This window comes from Paenibacillus mesophilus, from assembly GCF_005938385.1.
Taxonomy (GTDB): Bacteria; Bacillota; Bacilli; order Paenibacillales; family NBRC-103111; genus Paenibacillus_AB; species Paenibacillus_AB mesophilus.
The window spans coordinates 1-17,933 of record NZ_VCRA01000054.1; the positions used below are offsets into that span (position 1 = coordinate 1).

General features: G+C 56.9%; 10 protein-coding genes. 9 read left to right on the forward strand and 1 reads right to left on the reverse strand.

Annotated features, from left to right (window positions below; all coding sequences use genetic code 11):
* Positions 1 to 269 precede the first annotated feature (269 nt).
* Positions 270 to 1,475, reverse strand: a complete 1,206-nt coding sequence (locus tag FE783_RS36280) for an ROK family transcriptional regulator (RefSeq protein ID WP_138884286.1) — start codon at positions 1,473 to 1,475, stop codon at positions 270 to 272.
* A 297-nt stretch (positions 1,476 to 1,772) separates the two neighbouring features.
* Between FE783_RS36280 and hepB (FE783_RS36285) the strand changes: the two genes are divergently transcribed.
* The 9 genes from hepB (FE783_RS36285) (at position 1,773) to FE783_RS36325 (ending at position 17,564) form a co-directional block, all read left to right on the forward strand.
* Positions 1,773 to 4,049, forward strand: coding sequence for a heparin/heparin-sulfate lyase HepB (gene hepB / locus FE783_RS36285; protein ID WP_158302237.1), 2,277 nt, complete (start codon positions 1,773 to 1,775; stop codon positions 4,047 to 4,049).
* Between the two features lie 69 nt (positions 4,050 to 4,118).
* Positions 4,119 to 5,576 (forward strand): sulfatase family protein, encoded by a 1,458-nt coding sequence (locus FE783_RS36290; RefSeq protein ID WP_138884288.1) that lies wholly within the window; start codon positions 4,119 to 4,121, stop codon positions 5,574 to 5,576.
* A gap of 22 nt (positions 5,577 to 5,598) precedes the next feature.
* Positions 5,599 to 6,735 carry a glycoside hydrolase family 88 protein gene (locus FE783_RS36295; RefSeq protein WP_138884289.1) on the forward strand — a complete coding sequence of 379 codons (1,137 nt, stop codon included), beginning with the start codon at positions 5,599 to 5,601 and terminating at the stop codon, positions 6,733 to 6,735.
* Between the two features lie 37 nt (positions 6,736 to 6,772).
* The gene (locus FE783_RS36300) at positions 6,773 to 8,809 is read left to right on the forward strand and encodes a heparinase II/III domain-containing protein (protein WP_138884290.1); all 2,037 of its coding nucleotides are present in this window, start codon (positions 6,773 to 6,775) and stop codon (positions 8,807 to 8,809) included.
* Between the two features lie 49 nt (positions 8,810 to 8,858).
* The gene (gene hepB / locus FE783_RS36305) at positions 8,859 to 11,126 is read left to right on the forward strand and encodes a heparin/heparin-sulfate lyase HepB (RefSeq protein ID WP_138884291.1); all 2,268 of its coding nucleotides are present in this window, start codon (positions 8,859 to 8,861) and stop codon (positions 11,124 to 11,126) included.
* 9 nt (positions 11,127 to 11,135) lie between these two features.
* Positions 11,136 to 13,031 (forward strand): heparinase II/III domain-containing protein, encoded by a 1,896-nt coding sequence (locus tag FE783_RS36310; RefSeq protein ID WP_158302238.1) that lies wholly within the window; start codon positions 11,136 to 11,138, stop codon positions 13,029 to 13,031.
* 38 nt (positions 13,032 to 13,069) lie between these two features.
* Complete coding sequence (locus FE783_RS36315) at positions 13,070 to 14,575, forward strand: PHP domain-containing protein (protein ID WP_138884293.1); 1,506 nt, start codon at positions 13,070 to 13,072, stop codon at positions 14,573 to 14,575.
* Between the two features lie 208 nt (positions 14,576 to 14,783).
* The gene (locus tag FE783_RS36320) at positions 14,784 to 16,193 is read left to right on the forward strand and encodes a sulfatase family protein (RefSeq protein ID WP_138884294.1); all 1,410 of its coding nucleotides are present in this window, start codon (positions 14,784 to 14,786) and stop codon (positions 16,191 to 16,193) included.
* Positions 16,194 to 16,223: 30 nt separating this feature from the next.
* Positions 16,224 to 17,564, forward strand: a complete 1,341-nt coding sequence (locus tag FE783_RS36325) for an extracellular solute-binding protein (protein WP_138884295.1) — start codon at positions 16,224 to 16,226, stop codon at positions 17,562 to 17,564.
* The last annotated feature ends 369 nt before the right edge of the window (positions 17,565 to 17,933 follow it).

Below are 17,933 nucleotides of genomic sequence, written 5' to 3' on the forward strand. Positions count from 1 at the left end.
CGAAACAGTGTACCGTAGACGGTACGAATTAAGAAGTTTTGTTGAGATCTCCCACCTAGTTGACGGTTGAATACCCGAAACAGCGTGTTTGATTAACTCTTAGGCAAGTAAATCGACAGTCTCAAACCTACAGTCCATTTTAGCGAAATTGCTTCTTGGCACCGAATACGACTAGTTTAAGTGGAGGTTTTCCAGTATGGATCGGTTTATGCCATTTTCTTGTTACATTTACTACAGCTTTTCCATTTAACGGGTCATGGCGGGTAAAGCTAAGACGAGAAGTAGGAGAACGACATGTGCCGGTCGAGCGCCATATTGGCCGCGCCGAGCGCGCCGCCGATTTCCTTGAACTCGCCGATATGGACGACCGTGGCCGCCGACAATTGGCTCATCGCCCGCTGCTTCATCACTTTGACGGCGGTTTGCACATAAGCGGGGCTGTCCTTCGGAATCGTCCCGCCTAATATGATCGCTTCGGGATTGAGCAGGTTGACCAGATTGGCCATCGTAATGCCGAAGTAAGTTGCCGCATTGTTTACGACTTGGCCCGCCAATTCGTCGCCGTCCTCGGCCGCCCGGCAAATATCCTCCGCCTGGAGCATCTGCAGGTCGAAGTCCGGCTGCTGATGAAGCGACGAGCTCGCCCCCAAGCGCAGCAGCCTGCGCGCTTCAAGCTCCATCGCCGGAGCGGCGGACAGCATTTGCAGGCAGCCGCTGTTGCCGCAAGGACACAGCGGACCGTCGGCGACGACCGTCGTATGGCCGATCTCGCCCGCACCGCCCAATGCACCGTGAATGAGCTCGCGGTTGACGTAAATGCCCGCGCCGATTCCGGAATCGATCCCGATATAGATCATGTGCCTATACACTTTGCCGGCGCCGTAACGGCATTCGGACAATCCGCGCGCGCGGCTGCGGTTGAGCACGACGGTCGGCCAGCCGAGCGCTTTCTCCACCATCGCGCCTATATCGACATGCATCCAGCCCATGACGGCCGAGCTGCGGAGCAGGCCGTTGTGCGTATCGACAAGACCGGGGATGCCGATTCCGAGTATCGGTATAATACTTTTGTCTATTTTTTTCACAAAGTTTGGAATTTCATCGACCAACGCTTGAACGGCCGCCTCCGGCGTAAGCGGGCTGAACGATACGCGGCCCTTCTCCACGGTGTTGCCGAGCAGGTCGAATGCGCCCAACGTCCATGTCTGATGGTTCAAGTCGGCGCCCAATATGATATGGGAATAAGGGACGAGCTCCAGATTCGTCGCCGGTCTGCCCCCTGTCGATTGGCGAAGCACGGTTTCATGAACGAGTCCGAGCTCGATCAGTTCGTTAATCGTTACCGAGATCGTCGCCCGGCTTAAATCGGTCAGCTGCGTCAGCTCGATGCGGGACATCGGGCCGTGCACCCTCAGCATTTGGAGGATGGCCGTTTTGCTGCCCTTCTGGTCCCATACTTTACGGATAGTTTCCAAAGCGTCTCCCTCGCAATTCATCGCAAACTCAAATGCGGCGCTGCATTAAACATATCAAAATTGTCTAAAGTTAGCAATGGGAAAGAAGGGACTAATATAGAATCTTATGCATAATTAACGAAAAATAAATGCTTTTTTCGCAATTGAAACCGATTTTATTCGAAAAGTAAGTTTAGTTATTGACATAAGTTTCGGGAGTAACGTATGATCAAGAGGAACAAAGAGGGACCATGATTCCAGATGGACGGCTATGGCCGAGAACGGTTGCAAGATGTTCAACGATCGGAGGAAAAACGGATGTTTCCTAAACCGCCTATTGCGCCGCCGCCGGAACACCCCCGGCTATTTTTGCGCAAGCAGCATTTGCCCGGGCTGCGGGACAAAATGACGAGGCCCGAGCTGAAGCAGGCGTGGGAGAGGCTTCTAAAATACAGCTCCTACGGCTTGGACGAGGCGAATGCCGAGCATTGTCCGGGAGACGTATACGTAATCGAAGCGAACGCCCTGCTCTACATAGTAAAGGAAGACCGCGAGGCCGGGCTGAAGGCGAAGACGCTCGCCCTGTCCAGCATTACGAAAAACTTCAATCCCAACTTTCAGGATATATCTCGCGACATCGGAAGACTGATGCTCGCCGGCGCCATCGTGTACGATTGGTGCTTCGACCTTGTGACGGACGAGGAGCGAGTTTTTTTCATCCGGCATTTCAAACGGTTGGCCGGTTTGCTCGAATGCGGTTATCCTCCGGTTAAAGAAGGCGCTTTCGTGGGACATAGCTGCGAATGGATGATCCAGCGCGACATGCTCGGCACCGGCATCGCGATTTACGACGAAGACCCGGAAATGTACGATTTGGCCGCAGGCCGCTTCTTCGACCAAATGGTACCGGCGCGCAATTTCTTCTACCCGTCGGGATGGCATCATCAAGGGGACGGATACGGCGGCGTCCGCTTCCAAGGCGAAATGTTCCCCACGTGGATGTTCGACCGGATGGGCTTCGGCAACGTATACGACAGCTCGCAGAAGGAAGTCGGCTACCAATGGATCTATACGAGGCGCCCGGACGGCAAGCTTCTGCGCGACGGGGATTCCACGCCGGTCATGCCGAACCATACGAAATATACGAGGCTTCATTATATTTATTTGATGGCTGGCGGGTATTACAAAGATCCTTACTTTATATATCAGCAGCATAAGGACGAAGGACGGTTTCAGGACAAGGACGTGCTGTTCGCCTTCCTGTTCGCCGATCCGGATGTACAGGCCAAACCGCTTGACGAGCTTCCGCTGACGCGTTATTTCGGGGCTCCCACCGGCGTTATGGTTGCGCGTACGGGCTGGGACGACGGCATCGGCTCGAATACGGTCGTCGCGGAGATGAAGGTCGGGATGTACCAGTACAACAACCACCAGCATCTCGATGCCGGGGCTTTCCAGCTTTATTACAAAGGCAATCTGGCGATCGATTCGGGATCGTACAAAGGCTCGTCGGGCAAATACCACTCCCCGCATAACAAGTACTATTTCAAGCGGACGATCGCGCACAATACGATGCTCGTGTACGATCCCGACGAGTTGAAGCAATATCCGTACGTCAAGGACGGCGGGCTCGTATGGCCGAATGTGAACGACGGCGGACAGCGCTGGCCGAACGAAGGGCGTCCGCCGCTTACGCTGGACGATTTGCTGACCAAAGATTTCAAGCGGGCGGACGTAATCGCCCACGCGGTCGGACCGGACCCGGCGAAGCCGGACTACTCCTACTTGAAGGGCGACATTACGGCCGCTTATTCGAACAAAATGAAGCAGTTCCAGCGCTCGTTCCTGTTCCTCAATTTCAAGCAGACCGCGCATCCGGCGGCTTTGATCGTATTCGACCGCGTCGTGTCGGCGAACCCGGAGTTCCGAAAATATTGGCTGCTGCACAGCATCGAGGAGCCGCACATCGAAGGCAGCCGGACAGTCGTCTCGCGCAGCGAAGTCGGTTATAACGGGCAGCTCGTCAACGATACGCTGCTGCCGGAGCGGGGCAATCAGGAAATCGTCAAAGTCGGCGGTCCCGGCAAAGAATACTGGGTGTTCGGCACGAACTACGTCAACGATTTCCCGGGAACGAAGGAGCAGGGCGAATGGCGCATCGAAGTAAGCCCGCGGACCGCTTCGGAATTGGACTATTTCTTGAACGTGATGCAGGTAAAGGACATTGACGGTCCGGACGCGCTCGCGACGGAGAAGGTCGAAAGCGAGACGGTCGTCGGCACGGTCATTAACGATTGGGTCGTACTGTTCGGCAAAAGCGGAGAGCGAATCGATCACGATATCGCGCTTCCTGCCGTATCGGGGGATTATGCGCCTAGAGGAAGCGTCTTGAGCTACATCGTAGCCGATCTGGCCGCAGGAATATGGACGGTGGAGCATGAGATCGATTCAAGCGAGGATACAACGCGTAAGCATGTTCACATAATGACCGGCGAAGTGAGCGAGGAAAGCGGCGTGCTTCAATGGCAATGCGAGGCGAAAGCCGGGCGTCTCCGGTTGAAGTACGGCGGGAGCCGCGCTCTAGAAGTCCGGTGAGTAACCGCAGTGGAGTTGATCACCGGAATTCCGGGAGAACAGGGGTAAGGACGAGAGGAGCGGATACGCATGAGCGGTAAACCGAACGTTGTCGTCATTATGGCGGATCAGCTGAGATGGGACGCGCTTGGCGCCCATACGCCGAACATCAATCAATTGAAGGCGGAGAGCGTCGTCTTCGACCGGGCTTATTGCGCGTCGCCGCTTTGCGTTCCGGCGCGGGGAGCTTTCTTCACGGGGAAATATCCGAATGTGACGGGCTCGCTCATTAATCCATGGACGGAGCAGGAGAAGGAGCACGGCATGGTCCGCCCCGGACACGCTCATTTGTATGGGCTGCTGGAGGACGACTGGGACAGCTGGCACACCGGCAAGCAGCATCTGTTCACGGAGCCGAAGCTGGAGCATTCCGAGGACAGCAAGACGCATTGGCGTCAGCTGGAGCAGCGCTACGATTCGTTTCTGAAGGCGAACGGCAAGAAGAAGCCGGGAGGACCTGCCTTCCAAGGGATCGTGCCCGAGCTCGCCTACGGCAAAATAACGCGGAAACGCAGCTATTCGATTCCGACGGTAGCGCCGTACGGGGAAAGTCTGGATTATTTTTACGACGGCTTCATCCTTAACGATTCCTTGGAGGCGATCCGCCAAAGAGATAGGAGCAAGCCTTTCGCTCTGAACGCGATGTTCCTTGCACCACATCCGCCGCTCAACATCCCGGAGCCGTGGTATTCGATGGTCGAGGGAGCTGAGTTGCCGGATAATGTCGGCGCGTGGGGCGCCAATCAGTCCCCGCTTCAGCTGTACAATTTGACCGGCATGCTCGGTTCCTCGTACACGCGGGAGGAATGGCAGCGCATCTGGAACGTATATTTGGGCTTGGTCGGCCTGCTCGACCATTGCGTCGGGACGCTCATAGCAGAGCTGAAGCGGGAAGGCCTTTACGACAATACGTTAATCTTGTTCGCGAGCGACCACGGGGAAATGCTCGGCTCCCACCGTCTCTGGCAAAAAATGTGCATGTACGAGGAATCGGTCAAAACGCCGTTGTTCCTGAAGTTCCCTGCCGGCTTCCGGCCAGCGGTGAACCGTTCGGACGAATTGGTCAGCAGCGTGGATGTGCTTCCGACGCTATGCGATTTTCTCGGCATAGAGCCGCCTGCGGGCATTTCTGGGCTGTCGTTGATGCCGCTTATCCGGGGCGAGAAGGAAAAGCTCGAACGCGAACGGATTTTCATCCAGTTCGACGGGAACGGAGCGCGGAGCAACTTCCAGCGGTGCGTCATCGAGGGCGATTACAAGCTGATCGTCGATATTTTCAAAGACGAAATGTTCGTCGAGCTGTACGACGCGGCTAACGATCCGCAGGAAATGAACAACTTGGCGTTCCGGACGGAGCAGTACGGCAGCCGCATCGAATCGATGCTAGGCAGCTTGAGAGGGCATATGAGCGGGACGGCCGATCTGCTGGAGCTGCCGGCCGATCTGTACGCGCGTTTTCTGGCCGATTATTCGCCATTCAAAGGGTAACTACAAACGGGGAGAGAGTGCGATGACAACGAAGCCATACGAAATGTGGATCGACGAAGCGTGGGAGAAGGTGGCGGCCAAAGTCGGGCAGACGGGCCGGACGATCGGCGCGGCTTTCCCGCACGTGTCCAAGGACGGCAAATACGACAGTCTGGAGCCGCAGTTTTGGACTTCCGGATTTTGGCCGGGACTGCTTTGGCTTGTATACAGGGATACGAAGGACGAAGCGCTGAAGCAGCTGGCTGAAGAGTGCGAGCGCAAGATGGACGTATGTATCGACGAATATACGAGGCTTCATCACGATGTAGGGTTCATGTGGAGCCCGACCTCGGTAGCGAATTACAAGCTGACGGGCAGCGAGCCGTCGAAGCTGCGGGCGCTCAAGGTCGCCGCTTGGCTCGCCTCGCGGTTCAACCTGAAGGGTCGGTTCATCCGCGCCTGGAATACGAACAACTGGAAAAGCGAGGACGGCAATACGGGCTGGGCGATTATCGACTGCATGATGAATCTCGGCTTGCTGTTCTGGGCGTCCGAGCAAATCGGAGACCCGCGCTTCAAGCACGTAGCTTGCGCGCACGCCGATACGGTCATGCGCGAATTCGTCCGCGCGGACGGCTCCTGCTATCATATCGTCAAGTTCGATCCGGAGACGGGCGAGAGAATCGGAGAGCTGGGCGGGCAAGGCTTCGCGCCCGAATCCGCTTGGGCGAGAGGAACGTCGTGGGCGCTGTACGGACTGGCGATCTGCTACAAGTATACGAGGGACGATGCTTATTTGCAGGCCAGCAAAAAAGTTGCTCATTTTTTCCTTGCAAATCTTCCGGAAGACCATGTGCCTTATTGGGATTTCCGGCTCACGGTGCAGGAGGGCGCCCCGAGAGATTCTTCGGCGGCGGCGATTGCGGCAAGCGGCCTGCTGCTGCTCGCGGAACTGCTCCCGGCTGAAGAGAGCCGGTTGTACGAAACGTCGGCGAAGCGCATCCTGAAGTCGCTCGTCGATCGGTATGCGGTGTGGGATTTGTCGGACGAGGCGATATTGCTGCACGGCACGGGCCATCACCCGGCGAACAAAAATATCGATGTCGGCCTCATATACGGCGACTATTATTTCGTAGAAGCGCTCGCGAAGCTGCGCGGGCAGACGGAAATGTTCTGGTAACCAAACGATATGCGCGGCAAGCGCCGGGGGGAAGAACATGACGTTTCTGAAGCGATGGAAAAGCGGCACCGTCCTCATCGCGCTGCTGGGCGCCGTATTGCTGCCGGCTTGCTCCGATGACGCCGCTGCGCCGGAACCGTCCGCCAAGGCGAAGACGGAGAAAGCCGAACCGGCGGCAAAGGAGAAGAAAGCTCCGGCCGTCCGGCCGTTCGAGCCGTATACGGGACCGCCTCCGGATGCGCAGCGGGTAATCGCCGATCTGGAGAAAAATAGTCCGAAGCAGCAACATCCCCGGCTGTTCGCCGTGGCGGATACGTTTGCGTTGCTGAAGAACGGGGTGAAGAGCGATCCGCTTCTGCGCAAATGGTATGCGGACCTGCGGAAGACGGCCGACAAAACGCTGACGAAGCCGGTCGGCGCCTATGAAACGCCGGACGGTCGCAGAATGCTGTCCGCCCGCGATGCGCGGCCCGTTATCGAGCAGAACGCGATGATGTACCTGCTTAGCGGCGAGGACAAATATGCGAAGCGGGCGGTCGAGGAAATGATGGCGCTGACCGCATTTCCCGACTGGAACGATAAGAAGGAATTTCTCAATACGGCCGAGATTGCGGCCGGGATGGGCATCGGATACGACTGGCTCTACGGCTACTTAACCCCGGAGCAGCGGGACGCGATCCGGAAGGCGATCGTCGAGAAAGGGCTGAAGAAGGCGCTCGAAGCCCATAACAACAAAGTATGGTGGAGCGTCCGGACCGATCCGGTCAACAACTGGAGCGCCGTATGTAACGGCGGCATCATCGTCGGAGCGCTCGCCATCGCCGACGAGGAGAAGGCGCTCGCTGGCGAAATTATTACGAGATCGCTGAAGTCGGTTCAGAACATCATCTTATCGCAATGGGAGCCGGACGGAGGATGGAGCGAAGGGCCGGGCTACTGGCGATATATGATGGAGTACACGGTCAGCTATATGGCGGCGATGCAAACGTCGCTCGGGACGACGTACGGTCATGCGCAAACTCCCGGTTTGCACAAAACGGCGTATTTCCCGGTGTACATTACCGGACCGCAAGGAACGTTCAACTTCGCCGACGGCGACAGCGGCAAAATGAAAATGCCGGAGTTGTTTTGGCTCGCCAAAGCGACTAACGACCCTAAGCTTGCAGGGCAGCGGATCGCCATGATGGACGACGCGAAGCAAGCCGGAGGCGTATACGATCTGCTCTGGTACGATCCGAAGCTGTACGACGCGAACATGACGCTGCCTGTCGATCAATACTACCGCGGCGCCGAGATTGTTACGATGCGAAGCAAATGGAACGATCCTGCGGCTGCCTTCGTAGGCTTCAAGGCGGGCACCGCCATCGCGAGCCATTCCCACTCGGATATCGGTGAATTCGTGTTCCACGCGAACGGCGAGCAATGGGCGATCGATCCGGGCAAGGAAGACTACAATTTGCCGGGCTATTTCAACTACGACAAGGAACGGTACACATATTACCGGCTGAAGCCGGAAGGGCATAACACGCTAGTCATCAACCCGGATAAGCAGTTTCAGCAGGACCCGGCCTCCATGAGCAAAATGACGAGCTTCGTGTCGAAGCCGCAGGAAACGTTCGCGATCGCGGATTTGCTGCCCGCCTATGCGAGAACGGCCGACGCCGCGAAGCGAGGTGTGAAGCTGGTCGACCGCAAACGGCTGATCGTGCAGGATGAGCTGAAGACGAAAGCACCGTCCGATGTGTGGTGGTTCATGCATACGAAGGCGTCCATCCAGTTGGCGGAGGACGGCAAATCGGCGCTGCTGGCGCAAAACGGCAAACGGCTGTGGGCGACGATCACGCTGCCGAAGGATTCGACGGTGCGCGCATCGTTCCAAGTGACGGAGGCGAAGCCGCTTCCGGAATCGCCGAATCCGAAAGGACAGACGGACAACACGGGAATTCGCAAGCTGGCCGTCAAGCTTGAGGGAGCATCGGACGTCCGTATGGCCGTGGAGCTCGTTCCGCTCGCGGGCAGCGAGGCGCCTCCCGTGTCGGGGCAACCCTACGTAACGCTATCGGAGTGGAAGTAGTCGGAGTGCCGGTGCGAAACAACATCTGATGTAGAGAGGAGCGGCTGCCATGTATCCCAAACCGACGCATATACCGCCGAAGGAGCACCCGCGGTTGTTGCTGCGGGCAAGCGATTTGCCCGGATTGCGGGACAAGACGGCGATGCCGGAAATGAAGCAAGTTTGGGAGCGGCTGCAGAGCTTTGCCCGGACGAACATAGATGAAGTGCTGTCTTGCGAAACGCCCGAGGACGTTTATGTGATGGAAGCGAACGCTCTCCTATTCGTTCTGGAAGACGACCGGGAAGCCGGGCTGCGTGCCAAGACTCTCGCGCTGCGCAGCATAGCGAAGGCATTCAATCCGAATTTTCAGGACATTTCCAGAGCGATCGGTCGGCTGATGCACTCTTGCGCGGTCGTCTATGACTGGTGCCGGGAACTGCTCACCGACGAAGACCGGCAGTACATGATCCGCCATTTCAAACGTCTTGCCCATATGCTGGAATGCGGCTTTCCTCCCAATAAGGAAGGCTCGATCGTCGGCCATACGAGCGAATGGATGCTCATGCGGGACTTGATCGGCACCGGGATAGCGATCTATGACGAGGATCAAGAAATTTATGACGTATCGGCAGGCCGCTTCTATGCGGAGATGGTTCCGCCCCGCGACTTCTTCTACCCGTCAGGCTGGCATCATCAAGGCGACAACTACGGCACGTACCGGTATCAAGCCGAGCTGTATGCCACTTGGATTATGAGCCGGATGGGAGCGGGCAACCCGTTCGACGAATCGCAGGGCGAAGTCGGCTACCAGTGGATATACACCCGCAGGCCGGACGGGAAGCTGCTTCGCGACGGGGACAGCGACAACCCGCTGTATGCGGAAGATCGGTATATCCAGTTCTTCCCTCTAGTGTACTTGATGGCGGGCAGCTACTACGACAATCCTTACTTTATGGATCAGCAGTTCCGTGAGTTCAAAACGATTCCAGATATGTACGTGTTCCACGCGTTCTTGTTCTATAACCCGAACGTGCGGCCCAGATCGATCAAAGAGCTTCCACTCACTCGCTATTTCGGCTCTCCGACCGGAATCATGATAGCCCGGACCGGCTGGGACGAGGGGATGGACCGGAGCTCGCCGACCGTGGTGGCCGAGATGCGCGTCGGGGAGTACCAGTACAACAATCATCAGCATTTGGATGCTGGCGCGTTCCAGCTGTACTACAAAGGATATTTGGCGATCGATTCCGGGATCTATAAAGGTTCGTCGGGCAAATACCATTCCCCGCACAACAAGTATTACTTCAAGCGGACGATCGCGCACAACACGGTGCTCGTATACGATCCCGACGAGCTGCGGAAATATCCGTTCGTGAAGGACGGCGGTCTTACGTGGCCGAACGTGAACGACGGCGGGCAGCGCTGGCCGAACGAGGGGCGTCCACCGCTTACGCTGGACGATTTGCTGAACAAAGATTTCAGGCGCGGCGAGGTGCTTGCGCACGCTTTCGGTCCGGACCGGATGCAGCCCGATTTCTCTTATTTAAAGGGAGACATAACGGCGGCGTATTCGGATAAAATGATGCTGTTCCAGCGCTCGTTCGTCTTTCTGAACTTCAAGGATTCGGCGCATCCGGCGGCACTCGTCGTATTCGACCGCGTCGTGTCGGCTAACCCCGATTTCAAAAAGTATTGGCTGCTGCACAGCATCGAGGAACCGCTCATCGAAGGAAGCCGGACGACCATTTCCCGCAGCGAGGATGGTTACGGCGGCCAGCTTGTCAACGACACGCTGCTTCCCGGACCGGATAATCAGGAGATCGTTGCCGTTGGAGGCCCCGGCAAGGAGTTTATGGTGTTCGGTACAAACTATCTCAACGATTTTCCGGACACGAAGGAGCAGGGAGCATGGCGCATCGAGGTAAGTCCGCGCTTGCCGGCGCGGGAGGACTTGTTCTTGAACGTAATGCAGGTGAAGGATATCGGCGGTCCGGCGGCGCTCCCATCGGAAGCGGTGGATACCGGGGCTTTGACCGGCGCAATCATCAAGGATTGGATTGTGTTGTTCAGCAAGAACGGAGAGCGGCTGCGTCAGGAGCTCGTTGTACCCGTGTCGGCGGCTGTGGCTGCGGAGCCCGGTCCGCTGAATTGTATGATTGCTGATCTTGCCGAAGGGACTTGGTCGGTGGTACGGGAAGCGAACGAGTCGGCAGGCGAGAGCGTCGCGCATGAGCGGCACGAAGTAACGAAAGAGGGCGGAGTACTCCATTTGACGGGAGTGAAAGGAAATATTCGCCTCATTCCGCCCGACGGCAATCCGGATGAAAGGGAGTAAATGTACAGGATGAAAAAACTAATCGAGCTGTTTACCGCCGGCGAGCTTGCGGATAAGCTGCTGTCCAAAGCGGAGTATCGTCCTTTTCCGGATATCGGCCAAAGGAACGAATGGGAAGCGCTGCCTGAGGTTCTTCGCCAATCGATTATCGCCGAAGGCGAAACTTATTTGGACTATCAATGGCCGATGCTGACGGCAACCATGTACTTGGAGTTCAAGCTGAACGGCAACCGTTCGCGGTACGACATCCCGTACCATCTGCGCCGAAGAGCCGTCACGAGCTTGGCGCTTGCTGAATGCGTGGAGAACAAGGGACGATTCCTGAACGATCTCGTTAACGGCGTATGGCTGATCAGCGAAGAGTCGAATTGGGTCATATCGGCGCATAACCGGATGTTCCAGAAGCGAGAGCCATCGCTGTCCAACGTGGCCGAACAGCCCGGAATCGACTTATTCGCAGCCGAGACGGGCAGCCTGTTCGCCTGGCTGCACTACTTGCTGCGGCCGGTGCTGAACCGGATCAACCCGCTTATCGACGAGCGGATCGTGCTCGAGCTGCGCCGACGCATTCTCGACCCATATTTGCAGCGCGACGATTGCTGGTGGATGGGGCTCGCGGAGCGGGAGAAACGGCTCAACAACTGGACACCATGGTGCACCTCGAATTGCTTGAACGCGTTCCTGCTCGTAGAGGAGGATCCCAAGCGAAGAGAGCAGGCCGTCCGCAAGGCGATGGAAAGCCTCGATCGATTCCTCGCGATGCATCCGGCCGACGGAGGCTGCGACGAAGGGCCAGGCTACTGGAACAAGGCCGGCGGCTCGCTGTTCGACTGTCTGGAGCTGCTGCATGCGGCTTCCGGCGGGCAGTTCGAGCCGTATGCGGAACCGCTTGTTCAAAATATCGGACAGTACATTTACAAAGCACACATCCATAATAAATATTTTCTCAACTTCGCAGACGGGCCGCATCAAATTACGATAGAAGGCGACTTGGTATACCGGTACGGCGACAAGATCGGCGACGCGAATATGATGGCGATCGGCGCTGCTTTCCACGACATGCTCGGCGCGAACGGCTGGAAGAACATGAAGTTTCTTTCCTTCCTGCGCGTGCTGCCGGCCTTGTTCAACTACCGGGCGATCGAAGACGATAGCAGGCCGCTGGAGTTTCGCCGCGATATGTGGATGGACGGCATCCAAGTGATGGCGGCGCGAGAAACCGGCTCTTCGGATCGCGGACTGTACACGGCCATGAAGGGCGGCCATAACGAAGAGAGCCACAACCATAACGATATCGGTCATTTCGTCGTCTATGTCGACGGACTGCCCGTCCTGATCGATGTCGGCGTCGAGGAATATTCGGCCAAGACGTTCAGCTCCCAGAGGTACGAAATATGGACGATGCAGTCCGGCTATCACAACTTGCCGACCATTAACGGCTTCATGCAGCGCGACGGGACCCGGTTCCGGGCGACGGACGCTGTCTACGAAGCTGGGGAAGAACGCTCCTCGCTTACGCTGAATGTTGCTTCCGCCTATCCGCCCGAAGCGGGTATCGACAGGTGGACCCGAACCGTTCGTCTCCATCGTCGTCCACAAACGTTCATCGAGCTGGAGGAGAGCTTCGCGTTCGCCGATTCGCAGGCGTGCCGATTCACTTTGAACTTCATGACTTGCTGCCTTCCCGATGTGGCGGCGGACGGACATATTGCTTTCCCCCGCGACGGGGCGGATGCGCTGCTGATGGAATATGACGCCGGGTTATTTACAGCGGTCGTCGAGACTGTCGCGCTCGAGGACAAGAAGCTGCGTAACTCGTGGGGCGATCGCCTGTACCGGCTCGTGCTGACGCCGGCGAGATCCGTTCAAAACGGAAGCTATACGATACGCTTCCGTCAACCTTAAGAAGCTTCGACCATACCAATTGGAGAGGAATCATACACATGCCATTATACTGGGGAGATTTGCACAACCATTGCGGGATCAGCTACGGCTTCGGAGGATTGGAGAACGCGCTGCTCGCGGCCAAAGGCCAGCTCGACTTTTGCGCGATTATCGGGCACGCATCCTGGTACGACATTCCGGACCGCACGGAAGGGCTCGAATATTTGGTCGACTTCCACAAGGAAGGCTTCGCCAAGCTGCGCGGCCATTGGGACTATGTACGTGAAACGGTGCAGCGGTTCAACGTTCCGGGAGAATTCGTCACCTTCCAAGGGTACGAAGCGCACTCGAGCTTGTACGGGGACCATCATTTCTTGTCGCCGGACGACGACCTTCCGCTCGTCGAAGGAGAATCGCCGGCCGCGATCGTGGCGAAGCTGGCGCCCCGCCGGGTCATCGCGGTTCCGCATCATGTAGGCTACACGCCGGGCTACCGCGGAGGCAACTGGGACAGCTTCAACGGAGCGATCAGCCCGATCGTCGAGGTGTACTCGAAGCACGGCAGCGGCATGTCCGATCAGTCGATGTACCCGTATTACCACGACATGGGGCCGAGAGATTCGCGCAGCAGCGTGTTCGGGGCTTTGGCGCGGAAGCACCGGTTCGGTTTCGTCGGCTCGACCGACCACCATGCCGGATATCCGGGCTCATACGGGGACGGCCGCTTGGCGGTGCTCGCCAACGCCAAGACGCGCGAAGCGATATGGGAAGCGATTCTGGCCCGCAGAACGTATGCGGTTACCGGCGACAAGATCGCCTGCCGGTTCGCGATGAACGGACAGCCTATGGGAAGCGAAGTACAGGCGAGCGAGCGTCATTTCGAGCTGGACGTAACCGCATGCGACCAAATCGACAAAATTGTCGTGTTCAAAAATTTGCGTCCGTGGAAAGTCGTGAACGGCGAATCGCTGATCGGCCAAGACGCAGCGTCCCCGCAAAAAGCGGGAACGTATAAGGTGCGGGTCGAGATGGGTTGGGGCAACAATAAAAACGGCTTCTTCTGGAACGGAACCGCAACTTTAAGCGGGGGCAAGCTCGTTTCGACGGAAACGTGCTTCCGCGGCCGCAGCGTACTCGCGCCTACGCCGGAAATGAAGGACGATCCTACGATGAACGAGCTCGGCAACAAGCTGATCAGCCAGACGGACGAATCCGTGGAATGGAGCTGCACGACGTTCAAAAACCCGACGACGCTTCATCCGCATACGGCCGCGCTCATTCTTGAAATCGAAGGAGACGCCGACACGGTCGTGACCGCCCGGGTGAACGGCGCCGAGTTGTCCGCCACGATCGGCGAACTGCTCGGAGGCAACCGGACGAAGCATCTGCATGCATACAACTCGGAGGCGATCGTGCTGCATCGCGCCGTTCCGCAGCAAGCCTACACCGTGAAGGAAGCTTGGACGGATACGGAAAAGGAATCCGATTGCGACGTGTACCATGTGGAAATCAGGCAGACGAACGGCCAATGCGCCTGGATTTCGCCTATTTATGCGCTTGCTTAGTTATTACCCGGTTAAAACTTGAGCGGAGGGTCTGAAATGATGCTGCATAAGCGTCAGCGGTCGCATTTGTTTCCGGATTTTCACCGATTATGGGCTTATTGGATGAAAAAATCTGGAAACAACGGCGATCGGAAGCATATTTCAGACCCGTAGCGGAGTTTTATTACCGGACTTTACAATCCTACACGCGGCAGAGGAGAAACGAACCATGAACCGACCGAACATCGTGTTCATCATGAGCGACGACCATGCCGCTCACGCGATGAGCTGCTACGGCAGCCGGATTAACCGGACGCCGAATCTGGACCGGATCGCGAACGAAGGGATGCGCTACGACAACTGCTTCTGCACCAATTCGATATGCGCTCCGAGCCGTGCGGCGATATTGACAGGCTTGTACAATCATTTGAACGGCGTGCAGACGCTAGGCGACCGGTTCGACGGCCGCCAGCAAACCGTATCGAAGCTGCTGCAGCAATCGGGCTACCAGACGGCGATTATCGGCAAATGGCACCTCGGCCACGGCGGCGACAGTGATCCGACCGGATTCGATTACTGGAACGTGCTCCCGGGACAAGGGGATTACCATAATCCGACTTTCGTCGAGATGGGTGCCAATAAAGTATATGACGGCTACGTGACCGACATCATTACCGATCTGTCGCTCGACTGGATTGCGGGCCGCGACAAGGAACGGCCCTTCTTCCTGATGTGCCATCACAAAGCACCTCATAGGCCGTGGATACCGGATGCGAAGCACGCCCATCTGTACGAGGATATCGACATCCCGGAGCCGCCGACGTTCGACGACGATTACAGCAATCGCGCGGCTGCCGCCGAAGCGGCGATTATGCGAATCGAGCGGGATTTGAAGAAGCGGGATTTGAAAATCGATCCGCCGGAAGGCTTGTCCGAACGCGAGCTGAAAAGCTGGAAATACCAGCGCTACATTAAAGATTATTTGCGCTGCGTAGCGTCGATCGACGATAACGTGGGGCGTCTGCTCGATCGGCTGGACGAAGAGGGGATCGCCGACAACACGATCGTCATCTACACGTCAGACCAAGGCTTTTTCCTCGGCGACCACGGTTGGTTCGACAAACGGTTTATGTACGAGGAGTCGCTGCGCATGCCGTTCATCGTCCGCTATCCGAAGGAGATCGAAGCGGGCAGTGTGCAGGATGCGATGGCGCTGAACATCGATTTCGCGCCGACATTTCTCGATTACGCCGGCGTATCCGCCGTCGAGCCGATGCAGGGCGTCAGTCTGCGGCCGCTGATGAAGGGAGAGAAGCCCGACGGCTGGCGCACATCGATGTATTACCGGTATTGGATGCATCTGAGCGAGCACGGCGTATACGCGCATTACGGGCTGCGTACGCATGATTACAAGCTGATCTATTATTACGCGGACGCTCTTGGCGCGACCGATGCGATCGACGATCCGAAACCGCCGGAATGGGAGCTGTTCGATTTGCGCAACGACTCGGCTGAGATGAGGAACGTATATTCCGATCCCGCCTATACGGACACGGTAGCCCGGCTGACGGAGGAGCTTCACCGGATGCAGCTGGAAGTTCAAGACACGCCTTACACGGGAAGACAGCAAGGAGCTTGATCAATAACAGAAAAAAAGGGGAGCTCTTCGATGAAAACGTGGATTCGCAAATCGGGCAAAATTACGGCGGCTTCGCTTGTGACGGCGGGCCTGCTCGCCGGCTGCGGCGGGGGCAAAACCGAAGGAGGCGGGAGCGGAGCGGCTTCCTCCGGCAAGAAGGAGCCGGTCGAGCTCGTCTTCTATCAGACCGGCAACGCCGACTGGCAGCAGGAAGATTTCATGAATAATTACGGCAATTATATCAAGCAGAAGCTTCCGCACATCACGCCGAAATTCGTTCCGGTGCCGGCATCCAAATCGATGGAAGGGCTTCTGTCGACGGGACAGCAGTTCGACGTGTTCATTTTCTCGATCGGACATACGCACTTGAACTTGATCCGCAACGATTTTCAGTACGACATGACGGAGCTGATCAAGAAGAAGAACGTCGATTTGACCCGCTTCGAGCCGTTTACGATCGACCAGCAGAGGGAAATCGCGGGCGGCGGCCTATACGGGCTGCCATTGTCCAATACATCGCCGGTCATTATGTACAACAAGGACATTTTCGACAAGTTCGGGGCGCCGTACCCGAAAGACAACATGACGTGGGACCAGGCGTTCGATCTCGCCAAGCAAGTGACGCGCGCCGACGGAGGCATTCAATATTACGGGCTGCTCGCTTCGCCGGAGCATGTGCTGAAAACGAACCAGTTCTCCGCGCCGTTCGTCGATCCGAAGACGTCTAAGCCGATGTTCGACGACCCGAAAATGATGACGTTCATCGACAACTTGAAACGTTTTTATCAGCTTATACCGCCGCCGAACGGCAAGCCGCTCGAAGGAAGCTTCTTCGCCTCCACCGGCCAGTCCAAAATGTTCTCGAAGGATAAGACGCTCGCGATGTGGACGCATTTCTCCAACTCGGCCGTCAATTTCCCCGACGACTTGAACTGGGACTACGCGGCGCTGCCAACCTTCAAGGAGCTCGGCCCGGTCGGCCCGCAAGCGTATCCGGCCTATATGTACATCAGCAAAACGAGCAAGCACAAGGATGACGCGATGGACGTCCTTCAAGCGCTTACATCGGACGAATTCCAGACGATGCGGTCGAAGATGGGAATCGAGACGGCGCTGAAAAATCCGGATATCAAAAAAACGTTCGCGCAAGACTTGCCGAAGTACAAAGGCAAAAACATCAATGCGATATTCCCGCAAAAGTACGCGCCGCCTGCCGCTTTGACCGAGTACAACGACTTGGCGTGGAAACGGCTTAACGAGGCGTTCGGCGATATCGGCCGGGGCAAGAAGGACAATGTTACGGCGATCCGGGAAGCGACGGAGCTGCTTACGAAAGACATCGCCGCCGAGAAGGCGAACGGCAAGAAGTAAGCCGACGGACAACCGCATCGTGTTTGAGCAGCAGGCCCGCTAACTTTAGCGGGTCTTTTTTTGAACATATCAGTCTTTAAATTGTTAAGAGAACTAAAGTGTAAGGGGGGCCCTTTCTAAATGAGGACCGGGTATCGGCTTGAGTGAACCAAACTTCGCTATTACTGAACTTAACTGCGCTAATCGCATGCCGGATGGGCGAATTCGGCAAGCAGCGATCCAAATTTCACTATTACTTAACTTAAGTTCAGTATTCGGTTCGGCCCCTTAATTCTGGAGTCTTACTGTGAATTACTCGGTTTTTCATAGTTTCTTGCTTTTTGCAGGGAGCCACGCCCCCTGCACCCCGTCACTCGGCGTGTGCCGTCC